At 53.9% G+C, this 23,213-nt stretch carries 13 protein-coding genes, 6 tRNA genes and 3 rRNA genes; all 22 read left to right on the top strand.

Going from position 1 to position 23,213, the window contains the following annotated elements; translation table 11 throughout:
- Positions 1-114 precede the first annotated feature (114 nt).
- The 22 genes from tyrS (at position 115) to rpoC (ending at position 23,088) form a co-directional block, all read left to right on the top strand.
- A complete protein-coding gene (gene tyrS / locus ACA043_RS26555; protein ID WP_187681133.1) occupies positions 115-1,314 on the top strand; it encodes a tyrosine--tRNA ligase in 1,200 nt (399 codons plus the stop codon).
- Between the two features lie 553 nt (positions 1,315-1,867).
- Positions 1,868-3,404: ribosomal RNA gene (locus ACA043_RS26550) — 16S ribosomal RNA — on the top strand.
- Between the two features lie 82 nt (positions 3,405-3,486).
- A tRNA-Ile gene (locus tag ACA043_RS26545) sits at positions 3,487-3,563 on the top strand.
- 31 nt (positions 3,564-3,594) lie between these two features.
- Positions 3,595-3,670, top strand: a tRNA-Ala gene (locus ACA043_RS26540).
- 250 nt (positions 3,671-3,920) lie between these two features.
- Positions 3,921-6,814: ribosomal RNA gene (locus ACA043_RS26535) — 23S ribosomal RNA — on the top strand.
- 151 nt (positions 6,815-6,965) lie between these two features.
- A 5S ribosomal RNA gene (gene rrf / locus ACA043_RS26530) occupies positions 6,966-7,081 on the top strand.
- Together the 16S, 23S and 5S rRNA genes with 2 tRNA genes alongside form the textbook arrangement of a ribosomal RNA operon.
- A gap of 132 nt (positions 7,082-7,213) precedes the next feature.
- Complete coding sequence (gene birA / locus ACA043_RS26525) at positions 7,214-8,167, top strand: bifunctional biotin--[acetyl-CoA-carboxylase] ligase/biotin operon repressor BirA (protein ID WP_489881506.1); 954 nt, start codon at positions 7,214-7,216, stop codon at positions 8,165-8,167.
- Complete coding sequence (locus ACA043_RS26520) at positions 8,157-8,906, top strand: pantothenate kinase (RefSeq protein ID WP_187679956.1); 750 nt, start codon at positions 8,157-8,159, stop codon at positions 8,904-8,906. Before birA ends, ACA043_RS26520 begins: the two co-directional genes overlap by 11 nt.
- A gap of 7 nt (positions 8,907-8,913) precedes the next feature.
- Positions 8,914-9,351, top strand: a complete 438-nt coding sequence (locus ACA043_RS26515; RefSeq protein ID WP_401272203.1) for a hypothetical protein — start codon at positions 8,914-8,916, stop codon at positions 9,349-9,351.
- A 144-nt stretch (positions 9,352-9,495) separates the two neighbouring features.
- Positions 9,496-9,580: transfer RNA gene (locus tag ACA043_RS26510), tRNA-Tyr, on the top strand.
- A 25-nt stretch (positions 9,581-9,605) separates the two neighbouring features.
- Positions 9,606-9,679: transfer RNA gene (locus ACA043_RS26505), tRNA-Gly, on the top strand.
- Positions 9,680-9,705: 26 nt separating this feature from the next.
- Positions 9,706-9,781: transfer RNA gene (locus ACA043_RS26500), tRNA-Thr, on the top strand.
- 85 nt (positions 9,782-9,866) lie between these two features.
- Positions 9,867-11,060 (top strand): elongation factor Tu, encoded by a 1,194-nt coding sequence (gene tuf, locus ACA043_RS26495; RefSeq protein WP_497615453.1) that lies wholly within the window; start codon positions 9,867-9,869, stop codon positions 11,058-11,060.
- A gap of 53 nt (positions 11,061-11,113) precedes the next feature.
- Positions 11,114-11,189 (top strand) — tRNA-Trp (locus tag ACA043_RS26490).
- Between the two features lie 45 nt (positions 11,190-11,234).
- Complete coding sequence (gene secE / locus ACA043_RS26485) at positions 11,235-11,603, top strand: preprotein translocase subunit SecE (protein ID WP_401272204.1); 369 nt, start codon at positions 11,235-11,237, stop codon at positions 11,601-11,603.
- A 9-nt stretch (positions 11,604-11,612) separates the two neighbouring features.
- Positions 11,613-12,146 (top strand): transcription termination/antitermination protein NusG, encoded by a 534-nt coding sequence (gene nusG / locus ACA043_RS26480; protein ID WP_007916492.1) that lies wholly within the window; start codon positions 11,613-11,615, stop codon positions 12,144-12,146.
- 117 nt (positions 12,147-12,263) lie between these two features.
- Positions 12,264-12,695, top strand: coding sequence for a 50S ribosomal protein L11 (rplK, locus tag ACA043_RS26475; protein WP_003228756.1), 432 nt, complete (start codon positions 12,264-12,266; stop codon positions 12,693-12,695).
- Positions 12,695-13,390 (top strand): 50S ribosomal protein L1, encoded by a 696-nt coding sequence (gene rplA, locus ACA043_RS26470; RefSeq protein WP_016984191.1) that lies wholly within the window; start codon positions 12,695-12,697, stop codon positions 13,388-13,390. The genes rplK and rplA overlap by 1 nt, the downstream gene beginning before the upstream one ends.
- A gap of 198 nt (positions 13,391-13,588) precedes the next feature.
- A complete protein-coding gene (gene rplJ, locus ACA043_RS26465) occupies positions 13,589-14,089 on the top strand; it encodes a 50S ribosomal protein L10 (protein ID WP_489881490.1) in 501 nt (166 codons plus the stop codon).
- A 74-nt stretch (positions 14,090-14,163) separates the two neighbouring features.
- Positions 14,164-14,529 carry a 50S ribosomal protein L7/L12 gene (gene rplL / locus ACA043_RS26460; RefSeq protein WP_489881489.1) on the top strand — a complete coding sequence of 122 codons (366 nt, stop codon included), beginning with the start codon at positions 14,164-14,166 and terminating at the stop codon, positions 14,527-14,529.
- Between the two features lie 221 nt (positions 14,530-14,750).
- A complete protein-coding gene (gene rpoB, locus ACA043_RS26455) occupies positions 14,751-18,824 on the top strand; it encodes a DNA-directed RNA polymerase subunit beta (RefSeq protein WP_064392269.1) in 4,074 nt (1,357 codons plus the stop codon).
- 64 nt (positions 18,825-18,888) lie between these two features.
- Entirely contained in the window at positions 18,889-23,088 is a 4,200-nt protein-coding gene (gene rpoC, locus ACA043_RS26450) for a DNA-directed RNA polymerase subunit beta' (RefSeq protein WP_016984189.1), read from the top strand.
- Positions 23,089-23,213: the final 125 nt, after the last annotated feature.

The raw sequence follows: 23,213 nt of genomic DNA, 5'->3' as shown, positions 1-23,213 counted from the left end.
AAGTCTACAGACATCACGTCTGTGGATTGGTGTCCGTGCGCCGGGCAAAACTTGTAATTGGTGCGCGATCTTGTATGGTTGGTTCCCTTTGAATCTGAGCCTTGCGGGTCTGTTATGAAGTCGGTTGAAGAGCAGCTAGCGCTGATTAAACGTGGTGCGGAAGAACTGTTGGTTGAGTCCGAGCTGATCGAGAAGCTCAAGCGTGGCCAACCGCTGCGTATCAAGGCTGGTTTCGATCCAACCGCTCCGGATCTGCACTTGGGCCACACCGTGCTTATTAATAAGCTGCGCCAGTTCCAGGATCTGGGGCATCAGGTGATCTTCCTTATAGGTGATTTCACCGGGATGATCGGTGATCCGAGCGGCAAAAGCGCAACTCGTCCTCCGCTGACGCGCGAGCAGGTTCTGGAAAACGCTGAAACCTACAAGACTCAGGTTTTCAAGATTCTTGATCCGGCGAAAACCGAAGTTGCTTTCAACTCCACCTGGATGGATCAGATGGGGCCGGCGGACTTCATTCGTCTGACTTCGCAATACACCGTCGCTCGTATGCTTGAGCGTGATGACTTCGACAAGCGCTACACCACCAATCAGCCGATCGCTATTCACGAGTTCCTCTATCCGCTGGTTCAGGGTTATGACTCGGTCGCTCTGCGTGCGGACGTCGAGTTGGGTGGTACCGATCAGAAGTTCAACTTGCTGATGGGGCGCGAGCTGCAACGTGGTTATGGTCAAGAGGCTCAGTGCATTCTGACCATGCCGCTGCTCGAGGGGCTGGATGGCGTCAAGAAGATGTCCAAATCGCTGGGCAACTATGTCGGCATTCAGGAAGCTCCGGGTGTCATGTACAGCAAGTTGGTTTCGATTCCGGATGCGTTGATGTGGCGCTACTTTGAATTGCTCAGCTTCCGCTCCATGGATGAGATCAATGCGTTCCGCGCCGATGTGGAGGCAGGTGCTAATCCGCGTGACATCAAGATCAAGCTGGCGGAAGAGATCGTTGCGCGCTTCCATGGTGAGGAGGCTGCGGCTAATGCTCATCGTGCAGCGGGTAACCGTATGAAGGATGGTGAGCTGCCGGATGATCTGCCGGAAATCGAATTGGCTTCTGCTGAGGATATGCCGATTGCTGCCGTCCTTAATAAAGCAGGGCTGGTGAAGAACTCTGCGGCGGCGCGCGATCTGCTCGCTTCCGGTGGTGTGCGTATAGATGGTGAGGTCGTTGATCGTTCCTTTATATACGTAGTGGGTGCGACCCACGTTTGCCAGGCTGGCAAGAAGGCGTTTGCGCGAATTACGCTGAAATCTGAATAAAGTTGAGATTGGGGGTTGACGGCGAATTCTAGGAGTCTATAATTCGCACCACTTCCGGCGCAGTCGAAACGGAAAACTCCTTGAGATTCAATGAGTTATACGGTTTTCGGCAGCGGGTTGCTTCAGTTCATCGAAGCCTGGAAGGAGTTGAAAGAGCGGTGATGTTTGGCTCTTTTAACGGTTCGATCTTCTCGGTCGAAAGCGGAGAAAAAGAGGTGTTGACAACAGCGAGTAACGCTGTAGAATTCGCCTCCCGCTAACGAGAGATCGGAAGCGCAAGTGGTTGAAGTTGTTGAAGAATTCTTCGAAAACTTCTGAAAATAATCACTTGACAGCAAATGAGGCTGCTGTAGAATGCGCGCCTCGGTTGAGACGAAAGATCTTAACCAACCGCTCTTTAACAACTGAATCAAGCAATTCGTGTGGGTGCTTGTGGAGTCAGACTGATAGTCAACAAGATTATCAGCATCACAAGTTACTCCGCGAGAAATCAAAGATGTAACCAACGATTGCTGAGCCAAGTTTAGGGTTTCTTAAAAACCCAAAGATGTTTGAACTGAAGAGTTTGATCATGGCTCAGATTGAACGCTGGCGGCAGGCCTAACACATGCAAGTCGAGCGGATGAGAGGAGCTTGCTCCTGGATTCAGCGGCGGACGGGTGAGTAATGCCTAGGAATCTGCCTGGTAGTGGGGGACAACGTTTCGAAAGGAACGCTAATACCGCATACGTCCTACGGGAGAAAGCAGGGGACCTTCGGGCCTTGCGCTATCAGATGAGCCTAGGTCGGATTAGCTAGTTGGTGAGGTAATGGCTCACCAAGGCGACGATCCGTAACTGGTCTGAGAGGATGATCAGTCACACTGGAACTGAGACACGGTCCAGACTCCTACGGGAGGCAGCAGTGGGGAATATTGGACAATGGGCGAAAGCCTGATCCAGCCATGCCGCGTGTGTGAAGAAGGTCTTCGGATTGTAAAGCACTTTAAGTTGGGAGGAAGGGCATTAACCTAATACGTTAGTGTTTTGACGTTACCGACAGAATAAGCACCGGCTAACTCTGTGCCAGCAGCCGCGGTAATACAGAGGGTGCAAGCGTTAATCGGAATTACTGGGCGTAAAGCGCGCGTAGGTGGTTTGTTAAGTTGGATGTGAAATCCCCGGGCTCAACCTGGGAACTGCATTCAAAACTGACAAGCTAGAGTATGGTAGAGGGTGGTGGAATTTCCTGTGTAGCGGTGAAATGCGTAGATATAGGAAGGAACACCAGTGGCGAAGGCGACCACCTGGACTGATACTGACACTGAGGTGCGAAAGCGTGGGGAGCAAACAGGATTAGATACCCTGGTAGTCCACGCCGTAAACGATGTCAACTAGCCGTTGGGAGCCTTGAGCTCTTAGTGGCGCAGCTAACGCATTAAGTTGACCGCCTGGGGAGTACGGCCGCAAGGTTAAAACTCAAATGAATTGACGGGGGCCCGCACAAGCGGTGGAGCATGTGGTTTAATTCGAAGCAACGCGAAGAACCTTACCAGGCCTTGACATCCAATGAACTTTCCAGAGATGGATTGGTGCCTTCGGGAACATTGAGACAGGTGCTGCATGGCTGTCGTCAGCTCGTGTCGTGAGATGTTGGGTTAAGTCCCGTAACGAGCGCAACCCTTGTCCTTAGTTACCAGCACGTAATGGTGGGCACTCTAAGGAGACTGCCGGTGACAAACCGGAGGAAGGTGGGGATGACGTCAAGTCATCATGGCCCTTACGGCCTGGGCTACACACGTGCTACAATGGTCGGTACAAAGGGTTGCCAAGCCGCGAGGTGGAGCTAATCCCATAAAACCGATCGTAGTCCGGATCGCAGTCTGCAACTCGACTGCGTGAAGTCGGAATCGCTAGTAATCGCGAATCAGAATGTCGCGGTGAATACGTTCCCGGGCCTTGTACACACCGCCCGTCACACCATGGGAGTGGGTTGCACCAGAAGTAGCTAGTCTAACCTTCGGGAGGACGGTTACCACGGTGTGATTCATGACTGGGGTGAAGTCGTAACAAGGTAGCCGTAGGGGAACCTGCGGCTGGATCACCTCCTTAATCGACGACATCAGCTGCTCCATAAGTTCCCACACGAATTGCTTGATTCATTGAAGAAGACGATAAGAAGCAGCCCGAAATTGGGTCTGTAGCTCAGTTGGTTAGAGCGCACCCCTGATAAGGGTGAGGTCGGCAGTTCGAATCTGCCCAGACCCACCAATTTTGTGTGGGAAACGCCTGTAGAGAATACGGGGCCATAGCTCAGCTGGGAGAGCGCCTGCCTTGCACGCAGGAGGTCAGCGGTTCGATCCCGCTTGGCTCCACCACTACTGCTTCTGAAGTTTTGAAAGCTTAGAAATGAGCATTCCATCAGTATGATGATGAATGTTGATTTCTAGTCTTTGATTAGATCGTTCTTTAAAAATTTGGGTATGTGATAGAAAGATAGACTGAACGTTACTTTCACTGGTAACGGATCAGGCTAAGGTAAAATTTGTGAGTTACTCTGAATTGAGTATTATCGAATTTTCGGCGAATGTCGTCTTCACAGTATAACCAGATTGCTTGGGGTTATATGGTCAAGTGAAGAAGCGCATACGGTGGATGCCTTGGCAGTCAGAGGCGATGAAAGACGTGGTAGCCTGCGAAAAGCTTCGGGGAGTCGGCAAACAGACTTTGATCCGGAGATGTCTGAATGGGGGAACCCAGCCATCATAAGATGGTTATCTTGTACTGAATACATAGGTGCAAGAGGCGAACCAGGGGAACTGAAACATCTAAGTACCCTGAGGAAAAGAAATCAACCGAGATTCCCTTAGTAGTGGCGAGCGAACGGGGACTAGCCCTTAAGTGGCTTTGAGATTAGCGGAACGCTCTGGAAAGTGCGGCCATAGTGGGTGATAGCCCTGTACGCGAAAATCTCTTAGTCATGAAATCGAGTAGGACGGAGCACGAGAAACTTTGTCTGAATATGGGGGGACCATCCTCCAAGGCTAAATACTACTGACTGACCGATAGTGAACTAGTACCGTGAGGGAAAGGCGAAAAGAACCCCGGAGAGGGGAGTGAAATAGATCCTGAAACCGTATGCGTACAAGCAGTGGGAGCCCACTTTGTTGGGTGACTGCGTACCTTTTGTATAATGGGTCAGCGACTTATTTTCAGTGGCGAGCTTAACCGAATAGGGGAGGCGTAGCGAAAGCGAGTCTTAATAGGGCGTCTAGTCGCTGGGAATAGACCCGAAACCGGGCGATCTATCCATGGGCAGGTTGAAGGTTGGGTAACACTAACTGGAGGACCGAACCGACTACCGTTGAAAAGTTAGCGGATGACCTGTGGATCGGAGTGAAAGGCTAATCAAGCTCGGAGATAGCTGGTTCTCCTCGAAAGCTATTTAGGTAGCGCCTCATGTATCACTGTAGGGGGTAGAGCACTGTTTCGGCTAGGGGGTCATCCCGACTTACCAAACCGATGCAAACTCCGAATACCTACAAGTGCCGAGCATGGGAGACACACGGCGGGTGCTAACGTCCGTCGTGAAAAGGGAAACAACCCAGACCGTCAGCTAAGGTCCCAAAGTTATGGTTAAGTGGGAAACGATGTGGGAAGGCTTAGACAGCTAGGAGGTTGGCTTAGAAGCAGCCACCCTTTAAAGAAAGCGTAATAGCTCACTAGTCGAGTCGGCCTGCGCGGAAGATGTAACGGGGCTCAAACCATACACCGAAGCTACGGGTATCATCTTAGGATGATGCGGTAGAGGAGCGTTCTGTAAGCCTGTGAAGGTGAGTTGAGAAGCTTGCTGGAGGTATCAGAAGTGCGAATGCTGACATGAGTAACGACAATGGGTGTGAAAAACACCCACGCCGAAAGACCAAGGTTTCCTGCGCAACGTTAATCGACGCAGGGTTAGTCGGTCCCTAAGGCGAGGCTGAAAAGCGTAGTCGATGGAAAACAGGTTAATATTCCTGTACTTCTGGTTATTGCGATGGAGGGACGGAGAAGGCTAGGCCAGCTTGGCGTTGGTTGTCCAAGTTTAAGGTGGTAGGCTGGAATCTTAGGTAAATCCGGGATTCTAAGGCCGAGAGCTGATGACGAGTCATCTTTTAGATGACGAAGTGGTTGATGCCATGCTTCCAAGAAAAGCTTCTAAGCTTCAGGTAACCAGGAACCGTACCCCAAACCGACACAGGTGGTTGGGTAGAGAATACCAAGGCGCTTGAGAGAACTCGGGTGAAGGAACTAGGCAAAATGGCACCGTAACTTCGGGAGAAGGTGCGCCGGTGAGGGTGAAGGACTTGCTCCGTAAGCTCATGCCGGTCGAAGATACCAGGCCGCTGCGACTGTTTATTAAAAACACAGCACTCTGCAAACACGAAAGTGGACGTATAGGGTGTGACGCCTGCCCGGTGCCGGAAGGTTAATTGATGGGGTTAGCTAACGCGAAGCTCTTGATCGAAGCCCCGGTAAACGGCGGCCGTAACTATAACGGTCCTAAGGTAGCGAAATTCCTTGTCGGGTAAGTTCCGACCTGCACGAATGGCGTAACGATGGCGGCGCTGTCTCCACCCGAGACTCAGTGAAATTGAAATCGCTGTGAAGATGCAGTGTATCCGCGGCTAGACGGAAAGACCCCGTGAACCTTTACTATAGCTTTGCACTGGACTTTGAATTTGCTTGTGTAGGATAGGTGGGAGGCTTTGAAGCGTGGACGCCAGTTCGCGTGGAGCCAACCTTGAAATACCACCCTGGCAACTTTGAGGTTCTAACTCAGGTCCGTTATCCGGATCGAGGACAGTGTATGGTGGGTAGTTTGACTGGGGCGGTCTCCTCCTAAAGAGTAACGGAGGAGTACGAAGGTGCGCTCAGACCGGTCGGAAATCGGTCGTAGAGTATAAAGGCAAAAGCGCGCTTGACTGCGAGACAGACACGTCGAGCAGGTACGAAAGTAGGTCTTAGTGATCCGGTGGTTCTGTATGGAAGGGCCATCGCTCAACGGATAAAAGGTACTCCGGGGATAACAGGCTGATACCGCCCAAGAGTTCATATCGACGGCGGTGTTTGGCACCTCGATGTCGGCTCATCACATCCTGGGGCTGAAGCCGGTCCCAAGGGTATGGCTGTTCGCCATTTAAAGTGGTACGCGAGCTGGGTTTAGAACGTCGTGAGACAGTTCGGTCCCTATCTGCCGTGGACGTTTGAGATTTGAGAGGGGCTGCTCCTAGTACGAGAGGACCGGAGTGGACGAACCTCTGGTGTTCCGGTTGTCACGCCAGTGGCATTGCCGGGTAGCTATGTTCGGGAAAGATAACCGCTGAAAGCATCTAAGCGGGAAACTTGCCTCAAGATGAGATCTCACTGGAACCTTGAGTTCCCTGAAGGGCCGTCGAAGACTACGACGTTGATAGGTTGGGTGTGTAAGCGCTGTGAGGCGTTGAGCTAACCAATACTAATTGCCCGTGAGGCTTGACCATATAACACCCAAGCAATTTGCGTCGAAAGGCCAGATTGCGGTGTGTGAAGACGAAACGAACCGAAAGTTCGATGTTCACAAAACACCGACAGCTGTCACATACCCAATTTGCTGAAGCGAGGCCAACCGGTCACGACTCAGTACCCGAATTTCTTGACGACCATAGAGCGTTGGAACCACCTGATCCCATCCCGAACTCAGCAGTGAAACGATGCATCGCCGATGGTAGTGTGGGGTTTCCCCATGTGAGAGTAGGTCATCGTCAAGATTAAATTCCGAAACCCCAATTGCGAAAGCAATTGGGGTTTTGTTTTGCCCGCAGGAAATGCGCCTGCTTGATTTCTATGCAACGGCCCGGGGCATGGCTATTATTCGGGCCTCATTGTGAGGCGAGATCTGCATGCTGACGTTGTTGAATCTTCTGAAGGATGGACGATTCCATTCTGGTCAAGACCTGGGTGCAGCCTTGGGAATTAGCCGAAGTGCGGTGTGGAAGCAGCTTCAGCATCTTGAGGTTGAGCTTGGGCTATCTATCCACAAAGTTCGAGGCCGTGGCTATCAGTTGGCTGCTCCATTGATGCTGCTCGATCCTCTTAAAATGGCGGGAATGAAAGTCGGCTGGCCAATAACTGTCTTTGATTCTATCGACTCCACCAACGCAGAGGCATTGCGCGCGATTGGCCAAGGCCAATCGGCGCCCTTCTTGGTGCTTGCCGAGCGGCAGGTCGCCGGGCGCGGACGTAGAGGGCGCAAGTGGGTAAGTCCGTTTGCCGAAAACCTTTATTACAGTCTTGTTCTGCGTATTGATGGTGGAATGCGCCAGCTTGAAGGCCTGAGTCTCGTTGTTGGATTGGCCGTTATGCAGACCCTGCGGAAGATGGGGGTGCCCGGTGCAGGTTTGAAGTGGCCCAACGATGTTCTGGCGGGCAATAAGAAAATTGCCGGCATTCTGCTGGAGCTGATTGGAGATCCGGCAGATGTGTGTCACGTGGTGCTAGGTATAGGCATTAACGTGAATATGCAGGTTGCAGAAGAGGTCGACCAACAATGGACGTCTATGCGGCTTGAGTCTGGCAAAAACTGTGATCGCAATGTCCTGGTCGCTGAATTGAGCGAGCAGTTGCAGGCATACATACAGCGGCAGCAAATGCATGGTTTTTCGGTTCTCCAGGCGGAATGGGAGGAAAATCATTTGTGGCAGAAGCGTTCCGTGTCGTTGATTGCTGGTGTCAACCAAATAGATGGTGTAGTGCTCGGTATTGATAGTCAGGGTGCGTTGCGATTACAGGTGAATGGCGTGGAAAAAGTCTTTAGTGGTGGCGAGCTCAGCCTGAGGTTGCGTGATGATTCTTGAGCTTGACTGCGGCAACAGCTTTATAAAATGGCGTGTGCTGAATGCTGAGGCTGTTACTTTGATCGCGGAGGGGGTGGTCGACTCAGATCAGGCGCTCAGTGAAGGTCTGTGGGCGCTGAGTGGGGTGTCGTTAAGCAAGTGCCGATTAGTGAGTGTTCGTTCCGCCGAGGAAACCGGTGCATTAATTCAGATGCTTAAGCAAGAGTTTGGAGTAACGGTCATATGCGCGGAGCCTGCTCGTGAGATGTCCGGTGTTGTAAACGGTTACGAAGAATACGAGCGTCTAGGGCTTGATCGTTGGCTGGCTATGCTCGGCGGGTTTCACTTGGCTAAAGGTGCGTGCCTGGTGCTTGATTTCGGCACGGCGGTTACCGCCGACTTCATTGCGCAAGATGGGGGGCATCTCGGTGGCTTCATCTGTCCGGGTATGCCGTTGATGCGCAGTCAGTTACGAACCCATACCCGAAAAATTCGTTATGGCGATCTTGCAGCAGAGCGTGCATTAACCAGTCAGGCGCCCGGTCGAAACACTGTAGAGGCGGTGGAGCGCGGCTGCTCCATGATGCTGAGGGGGTTCGTGCTCACCCAGCTCGAAATGGCGCGAGCATATTGGGGGGACGGCTTCACTGTTTTCATTACGGGTGGTGATGCTGGGTTGGTTGCAGATGTCGCGCCTGAGGCCAGGATTGTTCCTGATCTTGTATTCGTAGGTTTGGCTATGGCGTGTCCTTTGTCCTGAGGTATGTATGCGTTGGTTGTTCCTGCTGCTCCTTGTTCTCAATGTTTTCTATTACGTCTGGCATCAGCAGGAAGCACCCTTGCGGGCAAAAGACGTAACCCCTCTCAGTTTGTATAAAGGCTCGCAGCAGGATATTCGTCTGTTGAGCGAGAGTGTCGGTGCTTCTAAGGCAAGGCCTGGTGTGCCGCGGACTGAGGAGAGGTGCCTTTATTTGGGTGGATTTGCTCGTGAGGAGCAAGTTATGCCGCTGAGCCAGCGTTTGGCTGAGATGGATATCAAGGCTGAACTTTCAGCGAATGATGTTCCTGCGACAGGTTACTGGCTGCGTATTGCACCTGAAAGCCAGCGTTTGCTGGGGGATGCGCAACTGCAAAACCTTTCCAAGGAATTCAATGAGTTAAAACATAAAATAATGCTGTGCGAGGGGGTTGCACCTGCTGAATAGTTTGAATAGAATGGCGCCCGCTCCGCAGTGAAGACCTTTCAAAGGTTAACGAGGCGGGGTGGTGTCAATGCAGCTAACCTCAGGTTTTTAAATGAGAAAATGCTTGACAGGGGTTTGGCATAGTATAGAATGCCGGCCTGATTAGGAGGGGTTCCCGAGCGGCCAAAGGGATCAGACTGTAAATCTGACGTCTACGACTTCGAAGGTTCGAATCCTTCTCCCTCCACCAGATTTAAGCGTGAGCTGTAAGCTCTGCGGGTATAGTTTAGTGGTAGAACCTCAGCCTTCCAAGCTGATGATGCGGGTTCGATTCCCGCTACCCGCTCCAAGTTTGCAGGTTGTGCAAAGTGTTTTGCTCTTGTAGCTCAGTTGGTAGAGCACACCCTTGGTAAGGGTGAGGTCAGCGGTTCAAATCCGCTCAAGAGCTCCATATAACAAGGCAGATATGAAAATATCTGCCTTTGTTTTAATGGTTGATATTGTTTGTCTAATTCTTCTGTTTGAGGGTGATATCGATGGCTAAGGAAAAATTTGATCGTTCCCTGCCCCACGTCAACGTTGGGACCATTGGTCACGTTGACCACGGTAAAACCACTCTGACTGCTGCTCTGACTCGCGTTTGCTCCGAAGTTTACGGTTCCGCAATCGTTGACTTCGACAAGATCGACAGCGCACCAGAAGAAAAAGCTCGTGGTATCACCATCAACACCGCGCACGTTGAATACAACTCGCTGATCCGTCACTACGCTCACGTTGACTGCCCAGGTCACGCTGACTATGTGAAGAACATGATCACCGGTGCTGCCCAGATGGACGGCGCAATCCTGGTTTGCTCGGCCGCTGATGGTCCGATGCCGCAAACCCGTGAGCACATCCTGCTGTCCCGCCAGGTTGGCGTTCCGTACATCGTGGTTTACCTGAACAAGGCTGACCTGGTAGACGACGCTGAGCTGCTGGAACTGGTTGAGATGGAAGTGCGCGATCTGCTGAGCACTTACGACTTCCCAGGCGACGACACTCCGATCATCATCGGTTCTGCTCGTATGGCTCTGGAAGGCAAAGACGATAACGAAATGGGCACTACGTCCGTTCGTAAACTGGTTGAAACTCTGGACAGCTACATTCCGGATCCAGTTCGTGTTATCGACAAGCCGTTCCTGATGCCAATCGAAGACGTGTTCTCGATCTCGGGTCGCGGTACTGTTGTAACCGGTCGTATCGAGCGCGGTATCGTTAAGGTTCAAGATCCACTGGAAATCGTTGGTCTGCGTGACACTACCGTCACCACCTGCACCGGTGTTGAAATGTTCCGTAAGTTGCTCGACGAAGGTCGTGCTGGCGAGAACTGCGGCGTTCTGCTGCGCGGTACCAAGCGTGACGACGTTGAGCGTGGTCAGGTTCTGGTTAAGCCGGGTTCGGTTAAGCCGCACACCAAGTTCGAAGCTGAGGTGTACGTGCTGAGCAAGGAAGAAGGCGGTCGTCACACTCCGTTCTTCAAAGGCTACCGTCCACAGTTCTACTTCCGCACTACCGACGTAACTGGTAACTGCGAACTGCCGGAAGGCGTAGAAATGGTAATGCCGGGCGACAACATCAAAATGGTTGTTACCCTGATCAAAACCATCGCGATGGAAGATGGTCTGCGTTTCGCTATCCGTGAAGGCGGTCGTACCGTCGGCGCTGGTGTCGTAGCCAAAATCATCGAATAAGCGGTTGTAATGTATTTTTCAGGCCGGCATAATGGTCGGCCTGATTTTGTTTTAGGTCAGTAGCTCAATTGGCAGAGCGACGGTCTCCAAAACCGTAGGTTGGGGGTTCGATTCCCTCCTGACCTGCCAGATTCACTCGGTGTATCTGGCTTTCTTTTCACAGGATCTTCATAGATGACTCCTAAAGCTGAAGCTCAAAGCTCTCGCTTCGATCTACTCAAGTGGCTTGTAGTAGTTGCTTTGGTGGCTGTTGGCGTTGTTGGCAATCAGTACTACGCCGCTTCGCCGATCCTGTACCGCGTACTCGCTCTACTTGTGATTGCTGCTGTAGCTGCCTTTGTAGGCCTGCAGACTGCGAAGGGCAAGTCTTTCTTTGTACTGGTTAAGGAAGCTCGCACCGAGATTCGTAAAGTCGTTTGGCCAACTCGCCAAGAAACCACACAGACCACGCTGATTGTCGTGGCTGTTGTACTGGTTATGGCGTTGCTGTTGTGGGGGCTAGATTCCCTGCTCGGCTGGCTTGTTTCCTTGATTGTCGGCTAAGGGTGTCCCGTGGCTAAGCGTTGGTACGTTGTGCATGCTTACTCGGGTTACGAGAAGCATGTCATGCGCTCGCTCGTTGAGCGAGTAAAGCTGGCTGGCATGGAAGATGGCTTCGGCGAAATTCTGGTTCCCACTGAAGAAGTGGTTGAAATGCGTAATGGCCAGAAGCGCAAAAGCGAACGCAAGTTCTTCCCAGGTTATGTGCTGGTACAGATGGATATGAATGAGGGTACTTGGCACTTGGTCAAGGATACTCCTCGGGTGATGGGTTTCATCGGCGGTACTGCTGATAAACCGGCGCCGATCACTGATAAAGAGGCAGAGGCGATTCTGCGTCGTGTTGCTGATGGTAGCGACAAGCCTAAGCCGAAGACTCTCTTCGAACCAGGTGAAACGGTACGAGTCAATGACGGTCCATTTGCTGATTTCAATGGTGTCGTTGAAGAAGTTAACTACGAAAAGAGCCGCATCCAAGTGGCTGTGCTCATTTTCGGTCGCTCTACCCCGGTAGAGTTGGAGTTCAGTCAGGTCGAAAAGGTCTAACTGGACAAGCATCCCAACCCCGCAGCCATAGGCTGTGGGGTTTTGTCGTCACTGGGATAAACGCGCAAGTAACCGGGGAGCCTTTCGAGGCGTTCGAACCCGTAATTGGAGTGCCTCATGGCCAAGAAGATTACCGCTTACATCAAGCTGCAAGTGAAGGCCGCTCAGGCTAACCCAAGCCCACCTGTTGGTCCTGCTTTGGGTCAGCACGGCGTGAACATCATGGAATTCTGCAAGGCCTTCAACGCCCGTACTCAGGGTCTTGAAGCAGGTCTGCCGACTCCAGTGATCATCACTGTTTACAGCGACCGTAGCTTCACTTTCGAAACCAAATCCACCCCTGCTTCGGTTCTGCTGAAGAAGGCGGCCGGTCTGACCAGCGGTTCCGCTCGTCCGAACACCGTTAAGGTTGGCACTGTTACCCGTGCTCAGCTGGAAGAAATCGCGAAAACCAAAAACGCGGATCTGACTGCAGCTGATATGGATGCAGCCGTGCGTACTATCGCCGGTTCTGCTCGTAGCATGGGCCTTAACGTGGAGGGTGTGTAATGGCTAAGCTGACTAAGCGTCAAAAGGCTATCGCCGGCAAAATCGAAGCAGGCAAGGCCTACAACATTGTAGATGCCGCTGCTCTGCTGGCTGAGCTGTCGACTGTCAAGTTCAGCGAGTCGTTTGACATTGCTGTAAACCTGGGTGTAGACCCGCGTAAATCCGACCAGGTTGTTCGTAGCGCTACTGTGCTGCCACACGGCACTGGCAAGACTGTTCGCGTTGCTGTGTTCACTCAGGGTCCAGCTGCTGAAGCCGCTCTGGCTGCCGGCGCTGACCGCGTAGGTATGGACGACCTAGCTGCCGAAATGAAAGGCGGCGACCTGAACTATGACGTAGTGATTGCATCCCCGGATGCCATGCGCGTAGTAGGTCAACTGGGCCAGATCCTCGGTCCACGTGGTCTGATGCCTAACCCTAAAGTCGGCACCGTAACTCCAGACGTAGCCACCGCGGTTAAAAACGCCAAGGCTGGTCAGGTTCGTTATCGCACCGACAAAAACGGCATCATTCACACTTCCGTTGGCAAGATGGGCTTCGACGCCGTCAAGCTGAAGGAAAACGTTGAAGCCCTGATCGCTGATCTGAAGCGCATCAAGCCAGCTTCTTCGAAAGGTATTTACGTCAAGCGCGTTACCCTGAGCACCACTATGGGCCCAGGTCTGGTCATCGACCAGAGCTCGCTGGACGCGTAAGACAAAGGTTGGCGCGATTGATCGCGCCAATTGAAATATTGGGGTCCCTGCCTGGCGGGGGCTATCCAAGACCGTAGGCGGCGCAAGCCTTAAACCAAAAGCCTACGCAGATGGTGCTCCCGGTTCCTTACCGAATCAGACACCAAAACGACATTCGGTTTCGATCGAGTGAAACGGTAACAAGCAGGAGTTAAACCCGTGGCAATTAATCTCGAAGACAAGAAGGCCATCGTCGCTGATGTCAACGAGGCTGCCAAAGTCGCTCTGTCCGCTGTCGTGGTTGATGCCCGTGGCGTAACAGTAGGCGCAATGACCGGACTCCGTAAAGAGGCTCGTGAAGCTGGCGTATACGTACGTGTTGTACGTAACACCCTGCTCAAGCGCGCCGTTGCTGACACTCAATACAGTGTTCTCAACGACGTGTTCACCGGCCCGACCCTGATTGCATTCTCGAACGAACATCCGGGCGCTGCTGCCCGTATCTTCAAAGAGTTTGCCAAGGGTCAGGACAAGTTCGAGATCAAGGCAGCTGCGTTCGAGGGCAAGTTCCTCGCAGCTAATCAGATCGACGTACTGGCAACCCTGCCGACCCGTGACGAAGCAATTTCTCAGCTGATGAGCGTGATTCAAGGCGCTACCAGCAAATTGGCTCGTACTCTGGCGGCAATTCGCGACCAGAAAGAAGCTGCCGCAGCCTAAGGCTCGTCAACTTCTCGCGTTTTTTGTTTATTTCGATGGTCGCGTAGGCCGTCCCCCAATTCAGGAAATAAGTCATGTCTCTGACTAACGAACAAATCATCGACGCAATCGGCGAAAAATCCGTAATGGAAATCGTTGAGCTGATCAAGGCAATGGAAGAGAAGTTCGGCGTTACTGCTGCAGCTGCTTCCGCTGGCCCAGCTGCTGCTGCCGCTGTTGTTGAAGAGCAAACCGAGTTCAACGTTGTTCTGCTGGAAGCTGGCGAGAAGAAAGTAAACGCCATTAAAGCAGTTCGCGAGCTGACCGGTCTGGGCCTGAAAGAAGCCAAAGAGAAAGTAGACGGCGCTCCTCAGGTTGTTCTGGAAGGCGTTTCGAAAGACGCTGCTGAAGACGCCAAGAAGAAGCTGGAAGAAGCAGGCGCTAAAGTCGAGCTGAAGTAAGCTTCGACTTTGCTCCTCCAGCCCGAGCGTCAAGCGACAGGCTGATGGCTGGTGGCTCTTGCCACCGGCCTTTTTCCGTTATTGGCAGCCGACTGGGTCGGTGCTGATAAAGGTGCTGTAACCACCCGATGTGGTGGCGCAAACCATGGGGTTTGCACGATTTTCTGGCTGCTCCCGTCGGGAGGGGCCAAACAAGCAGGTGACCAAGCTGGGGAACGCTGATGGCTTACTCATATACTGAGAAAAAACGTATCCGCAAGGACTTTAGCAAGTTGCCGGACGTCATGGATGTGCCTTACCTCCTGGCCATCCAGCTGGATTCGTATCGTGAATTCTTGCAAGCGGGAGCGACTAAAGATCAGTTCCGCGACGTGGGCCTGCATGCGGCCTTCAAATCCGTTTTCCCGATCATCAGCTACTCCGGCAATGCTGCGCTGGAGTACGTCGGTTATCGCCTGGGCGAACCGGCATTTGATGTCAAAGAATGCGTATTGCGCGGTGTAACTTTCGCCGTACCTTTGCGGGTAAAAGTGCGCCTGATCATTTTCGACAAAGAGTCGTCGAACAAAGCGATCAAGGACATCAAAGAGCAAGAAGTCTACATGGGTGAAATTCCCCTGATGACTGAGAACGGTACCTTCGTAATCAATGGTACCGAACGTGTAATCGTTTCCCAGCTGCACCGTTCCCCGGGCGTGTTCTTCGACCACGACCGCGGCAAGACGCATAGCTCCGGCAAACTGCTTTACTCCGCGCGCATCATTCCTTACCGCGGTTCGTGGCTGGACTTCGAGTTCGACCCGAAAGACTGCGTATTCGTGCGTATCGACCGTCGTCGCAAGCTGCCAGCCTCGGTACTGCTGCGCGCGCTCGGCTATACCACCGAAGAAGTACTGGACGCGTTCTACACCACCAACGTATTCCACCTGAGCGGCGAAACCCTCAGCCTGGAACTGATTGCATCGCGTCTGCGTGGTGAAATTGCCGTTCTGGACATCCAGGATGAAAAAGGCAAGGTCATCGTTGAAGCGGGCCGCCGTATTACCGCGCGCCACATCAATCAGATCGAAAAAGCCGGGATCAAGACGCTGGAAGTGCCTCTGGACTACGTCCTGGGCCGCACTACCGCCAAGGTCATTGTGCATCCGGCTACCGGCGAAATCCTGGCAGAGTGCAACACCGAACTGAACACCGAAGTCCTGGCAAAAATTGCCAAGTCCGGCGTTGTGCGCATCGAAACTCTGTACACCAACGACATCGACTGTGGCCCGTTCGTCTCTGACACGCTGAAGATCGACTCCACCAGCAACCAATTGGAAGCGCTGGTCGAGATCTATCGCATGATGCGTCCAGGCGAGCCGCCAACCAAAGACGCTGCCGAAACCCTGTTCAACAACCTGTTCTTCAGCCCTGAGCGCTATGACCTGTCTGCGGTCGGCCGGATGAAGTTCAACCGTCGTATCGGTCGCACCGAGATCGAAGGTTCGGGCGTGCTGTGCAAGGAAGACATCGTCGCGGTACTGAAGACTCTGGTCGACATCCGTAACGGTAAAGGCATCGTCGATGACATCGACCACCTGGGTAACCGTCGTGTTCGCTGTGTAGGCGAAATGGCCGAGAACCAGTTCCGCGTTGGCCTGGTACGTGTTGAGCGTGCGGTCAAAGAGCGTCTGTCGATGGCTGAAAGCGAAGGCCTGATGCCGCAAGACCTGATCAACGCCAAGCCAGTGGCTGCGGCGGTGAAAGAGTTCTTCGGTTCCAGCCAGCTGTCTCAGTTCATGGACCAGAACAACCCGCTGTCCGAGATCACCCACAAGCGTCGTGTTTCTGCACTCGGCCCTGGCGGTCTGACTCGTGAGCGTGCTGGCTTTGAAGTTCGTGACGTACACCCGACTCACTACGGTCGTGTATGCCCGATTGAAACGCCGGAAGGTCCGAACATCGGTCTGATCAACTCCCTGGCCGCTTACGCGCGCACCAACCAGTACGGCTTCCTGGAAAGCCCGTACCGTGTGGTGAAAGAGGGTGTGGTCACCGACGAGATCGTGTTCCTGTCCGCCATTGAAGAAGCCGATCACGTGATCGCGCAGGCTTCGGCGACCATGAACGACCAGAAAGTCCTGATCGACGAGCTGGTAGCCGTACGTCACCTGAACGAATTCACCGTCAAGGCGCCTGAAGAAGTCACTTTGATGGACGTTTCGCCGAAGCAGGTAGTTTCGGTTGCAGCGTCGCTGATCCCGTTCCTCGAGCACGACGACGCCAACCGCGCGTTGATGGGTTCGAACATGCAGCGTCAAGCTGTACCAACCCTGCGCGCTGACAAGCCGCTGGTAGGTACCGGCATGGAGCGTAACGTAGCTCGTGACTCCGGCGTTTGCGTCGTGGCTCGTCGTGGCGGCGTGATCGACTCCGTTGATGCCAGTCGTATTGTGGTTCGTGTTGCTGATGACGAAGTTGAAACCGGCGAAGCTGGTGTCGACATCTACAACCTGACCAAATACACCCGCTCGAACCAGAACACCTGCATCAACCAGCGTCCGCTGGTGAGCAAGGGTGATCGCGTTCAGCGTAGCGACATCATGGCCGACGGCCCGTCCACCGATATGGGTGAACTGGCTCTGGGTCAGAACATGCGCATCGCGTTCATGGCATGGAACGGCTTCAACTTCGAAGACTCCATCTGCCTTTCCGAGCGTGTTGTTCAGGAAGACCGTTTCACCACGATCCACATTCAGGAACTGACCTGTGTGGCCCGTGACACCAAGCTTGGCCCAGAGGAAATCACTGCGGACATCCCGAACGTGGGTGAAGCTGCACTGAACAAGCTGGATGAAGCCGGTATCGTTTACGTAGGTGCTGAAGTAGGCGCAGGCGACATCCTGGTCGGTAAGGTCACTCCGAAAGGCGAGACTCAACTGACTCCGGAAGAAAAGCTGCTGCGTGCGATCTTCGGTGAAAAAGCCAGCGACGTTAAAGACACCTCCCTGCGCGTGCCAACCGGCACCAAAGGTACTGTCATCGACGTACAGGTCTTCACTCGTGACGGCGTTGAGCGTGATGCTCGTGCACTGTCGATCGAGAAGTCCCAACTGGACGAGATCCGCAAGGATCTGAACGAAGAGTTCCGTATCGTTGAAGGCGCGACTTTCGAACGTCTGCGTTCCGCTCTGGTAGGCCACAAGGCTGAAGGTGGCGCAGGTCTGAAGAAAGGTCAGGACATCACCGACGAAGTTCTCGACGGTCTTGAGCATGGTCAGTGGTTCAAACTGCGCATGGCTGAAGATGCTCTGAACGAGCAACTCGAGAAGGCTCAGGCCTACATCGTTGATCGCCGCCGTCTGCTGGACGACAAGTTCGAAGACAAGAAGCGCAAACTGCAGCAGGGCGATGACCTGGCTCCAGGCGTGCTGAAAATCGTCAAGGTTTACCTGGCAATCCGTCGTCGCATCCAGCCGGGCGACAAGATGGCCGGTCGTCACGGTAACAAAGGTGTGGTCTCCGTGATCATGCCGGTTGAAGACATGCCGCACGATGCCAATGGCACCCCGGTCGACGTCGTCCTCAACCCACTGGGCGTACCTTCGCGTATGAACGTTGGTCAGATCCTCGAAACCCACCTGGGCCTCGCGGCCAAAGGTCTGGGCGAGAAGATCAACCGGATGGTCGAAGAGCAGCGTAAAGTCGCTGAGCTGCGCACCTTCCTGGACGAGATCTACAACCAGATCGGCGGTCGTAACGAAGATCTGGACAGCTTCTCCGATCAGGAAATCCTGGATCTGGCGAAGAACTTGCGTGGCGGTGTTCCAATGGCCACCCCAGTATTCGACGGCGCCAAGGAAAGCGAAATCAAGGCCATGCTGAAACTGGCAGACCTGCCGGAAAGCGGCCAGATGCAGCTGACTGACGGCCGTACCGGCAACAAGTTCGAGCGTCCAGTTACCGTTGGCTACATGTACATGCTGAAGCTGAACCACTTGGTAGACGACAAGATGCACGCTCGTTCTACCGGTTCGTACAGCCTGGTTACCCAGCAGCCGCTGGGTGGTAAGGCGCAGTTCGGTGGTCAGCGTTTCGGGGAGATGGAGGTCTGGGCACTGGAAGCATACGGTGCTGCTTACACTCTGCAAGAAATGCTCACAGTGAAGTCGGACGATGTGAACGGCCGTACCAAGATGTACAAAAACATCGTGGATGGCGATCACCGTATGGAGCCGGGCATGCCCGAGTCCTTCAACGTGTTGATCAAGGAAATTCGTTCCCTCGGCATCGATATCGATCTGGAAACCGAATAACACGTGACGCGAATCGAGAGCGGGGCAGGATTGCCCGCTCTCTGCTCCGCCAGGAGGAAAGGCCTTGAAAGACCTACTGAATTTGCTGAAAAACCAGGGTCAAGTCGAAGAGTTCGACGCCATCCGTATTGGATTGGCCTCGCCTGAGATGATCCGTTCGTGGTCGTTCGGTGAAGTTAAAAAGCCGGAAACCATCAACTACCGTACGTTCAAACCTGAGCGTGACGGCCTGTTCTGCGCCAAGATCTTTGGCCCGGTAAAGGATTACGAGTGCCTGTGCGGTAAGTACAAGCGCTTGAAGCACCGTGGTGTGATCTGCGAGAAGTGCGGCGTTGAAGTTGCACTGGCCAAGGTTCGTCGTGAGCGCATGGCGCACATCGAACTGGCTTCGCCGGTTGCCCACATCTGGTTCCTGAAATCGCTGCCGTCCCGTATCGGCTTGCTGATGGACATGACCCTGCGTGATATCGAACGCGTTCTCTACTTCGAGAGCTATGTCGTTATCGATCCAGGCATGACCACACTTGAAAAAGGTCAGCTGCTGAACGACGAGCAGTACTTCGAAGCGCTGGAAGAGTTCGGTGACGACTTCGACGCCCGCATGGGTGCTGAGGCTGTCCGCGAACTGCTGCACGCTATCGACCTGGAGCACGAGATTGGCCGTCTGCGCGAAGAGATTCCGCAAACCAACTCCGAAACCAAAATCAAGAAGCTGTCCAAGCGTCTGAAGTTGATGGAAGCCTTCCAGGGTTCCGGCAACCTGCCAGAGTGGATGGTGCTGACCGTTCTGCCGGTTCTGCCGCCAGATCTGCGTCCACTGGTCCCGTTGGATGGCGGTCGTTTCGCGACTTCCGACCTCAACGATCTGTATCGTCGAGTGATCAACCGTAACAACCGTTTGAAGCGCCTGCTGGATCTGTCCGCTCCGGACATCATCGTGCGCAACGAAAAGCGTATGTTGCAGGAAGCTGTCGATGCACTGCTCGACAACGGTCGTCGTGGCCGCGCTATCACCGGTTCGAACAAGCGTCCTCTGAAATCCCTGGCTGACATGATCAAGGGTAAGCAAGGTCGTTTCCGTCAGAACTTGCTTGGTAAGCGTGTTGACTACTCCGGTCGTTCGGTAATTACCGTAGGTCCGACCCTGCGTCTGCACCAGTGCGGTCTGCCGAAGAAGATGGCTCTCGAGCTGTTCAAACCGTTCATTTTCGGCAAGCTGGAAATGCGTGGTCTCGCGACCACCATCAAAGCGGCCAAGAAAATGGTCGAGCGCGAACTGCCAGAGGTTTGGGACGTTCTCGCTGAAGTGATTCGCGAACACCCGGTTCTTCTCAACCGTGCACCGACTCTTCACCGTCTGGGTATCCAGGCGTTTGAACCGGTACTGATCGAAGGTAAGGCTATCCAGCTGCACCCGCTGGTCTGCGCCGCGTACAACGCCGACTTCGACGGCGACCAAATGGCCGTGCACGTACCGCTGACGCTGGAAGCCCAGCTCGAAGCGCGTGCGTTGATGATGTCGACCAACAACATTCTGTCGCCAGCTAACGGTGAGCCAATCATCGTTCCGTCGCAGGACGTTGTATTGGGTCTGTACTACATGACTCGTGAAGCGATCAACGCCAAGGGCGAAGGTCGTGTATTCGCGGATCTGCAGGAAGTTGACCGTGTGTTCCGTGCCGGCGAAGCCGCACTGCACGCCAAGGTTAAAGTTCGTATCAACGAAACCGTCAACGACCGTGACGGCAACAGCGTGAGCGGTACCCGTATCGTCGACACTACTGTCGGCCGTGCGCTGCTGTTCCAGGTTGTGCCAAAAGGTCTGTCGTACGACGTCGTCAACTTGCCGATGAAGAAAAAGGCGATATCGAAACTGATCAACCAGTGCTACCGCGTGGTTGGTCTGAAAGAGACCGTGATCTTCGCTGACCAGTTGATGTACACCGGTTTCGCTTACTCGACCATTTCCGGCGTTTCCATCGGTGTTAACGACTTCGTTATCCCGGATGAAAAAGCCCGCATCATCGGTGCTGCCACCGACGAAGTGAAAGAGATCGAGAGCCAGTACGCCTCCGGCCTGGTAACCCAGGGCGAGAAGTACAACAAAGTGATCGACCTTTGGTCGAAAGCGAACGACGAAGTTTCCAAGGCGATGATGGCCAACCTCTCGAAAGAGAAAGTCATCGACCGTCATGGTGTTGAAGTCGATCAAGAGTCTTTCAACTCGATGTACATGATGGCCGACTCGGGTGCGCGGGGTTCCGCAGCACAGATTCGTCAGCTGGCCGGTATGCGTGGTCTGATGGCCAAGCCGGACGGTTCCATCATTGAAACGCCGATTACTGCGAACTTCCGTGAAGGTTTGAGCGTACTTCAGTACTTCATCTCGACTCACGGTGCTCGTAAAGGTCTGGCGGATACCGCGTTGAAAACTGCGAACTCCGGTTACCTGACTCGTCGTCTGGTAGACGTGGCGCAGGATCTGGTTGTAACCGAGATCGATTGCGGCACCGAACACGGTCTGCTGATGACTCCGCACATTGAAGGCGGTGACGTTGTAGAACCGTTGGGTGAGCGCGTATTGGGTCGTGTTATCGCCCGTGACGTATTCAAGCCAGGTACCGAGGACGTTATCGTTCCTGCCGGCACTCTGGTTGACGAGAAGTGGGTCGAGTTCATCGAGCTGAACAGCATCGACGAAGTGATCGTGCGTTCGCCGATCAGCTGCGAAACCCGCTACGGCATCTGCGCCAAGTGCTACGGCCGTGATCTGGCTCGTGGTCACCAGGTGAACATCGGTGAAGCGGTCGGCGTTATCGCTGCCCAGTCCATCGGTGAGCCGGGTACCCAGCTGACGATGCGTACGTTCCACATCGGTGGTGCGGCAAGCCGTACTTCCGCAGCCGACAGCGTTCAGGTGAAGAATGGCGGTACCGTCCGTCTGCACAACCTGAAGCACGTTGAGCGAGTGGATGGTCACTTGGTAGCTGTGTCCCGTTCCGGTGAGCTGGCAATCGCTGATGACTTCGGTCGTGAGCGTGAGCGTTACAAGCTGCCATACGGTGCCGTGATTTCGGTTAAAGAAGGTGACAAGGTCGACGCTGGCGCAATCGTGGCCAAGTGGGATCCGCACACTCACCCAATCGTTACCGAAATGAAAGGTACCGTGACCTACGTGGGCATGGAAGAAGGCATCACGATCAAGCGTCAGACTGACGAATTGACCGGTATGACCAACATTGAAGTACTCGACGCGAAAGATCGTCCAGCTGCCGGTAAGGAAATCCGTCCTGCAGTGAAGATGGTCGACGACAACGGCAAGGATCTGTTGCTGCCAGGCACTGACGTTATCGCTCAGTACTTCCTGCCAGCCAACGCCCTGGTCGGTGTTGCGGACGGTGCGAAGATTGCGATCGGTGATGTTATCGCTCGTATCCCGCAAGAAACTTCGAAAACCCGTGACATCACCGGTGGTCTGCCGCGTGTTGCCGACTTGTTCGAAGCTCGTCGTCCGAAAGAAGCGTCGATTCTGGCTGAAGTCAGCGGCACCATCGCGTTCGGTAAAGAGACCAAAGGCAAGCGCCGTCTGGTTATTACCCCGAACGATGGTAGCGATCCGTATGAAGAGCTGATTCCGAAGTGGCGTCACCTGAACGTGTTCGAAGGCGAACAGGTAAACCGCGGCGAAGTTATCTCCGACGGCCCAAGCGATCCGCACGACATCCTGCGTCTGCTGGGTGTGAGCGCGCTGGCCAAGTACATCGTTAACGAGATCCAGGACGTTTACCGTCTGCAAGGCGTGAAGATCAACGATAAGCACATCGAGACCATCCTGCGTCAGATGCTGCGTAAAGTTGAGATCGCTGAATCCGGCGATTCCAGTTTCATCAAGGGCGACCAGATGGAACTCACTCACGTACTGGTAGAGAACGAGCGTCTGGGCGGCGAAGACAAGTTCGTGTCCAAGTACACTCGCGTACTACTGGGTATTACCAAGGCGTCGTTGTCGACCGAATCGTTCATCTCGGCGGCTTCCTTCCAGGAAACCACTCGCGTACTGACCGAAGCGGCCGTAACCGGCAAGCGCGATTACCTGCGCGGCCTGAAAGAAAACGTGGTTGTGGGTCGTCTGATCCCGGCCGGTACCGGTCTGGCTTATCACAGCGAGCGCAAGCGTCGTCGTGAAGCTGACAAACCGTTGCGCGTAAGCGCCAGTGAAGTGGAAGCTGCACTGACCGAAGCGCTGAACTCGAGCGGTAACTGAGTTCTGCGATAAATGAGCGTAAGGCCCTGATCGCTCCGTTCATCGAATCGAGACAATTTGTCGAGGTTCGAGGGGCGGGGAGGTCGGGGCCTTGCCTTGACTGGGGGCAAGATCCTCTTTAGACT

It is taken from the genome of Pseudomonas sp. LBUM1648 (assembly GCF_059716145.1).
This window is presented reverse-complemented; position numbering and strand designations above follow the sequence as displayed.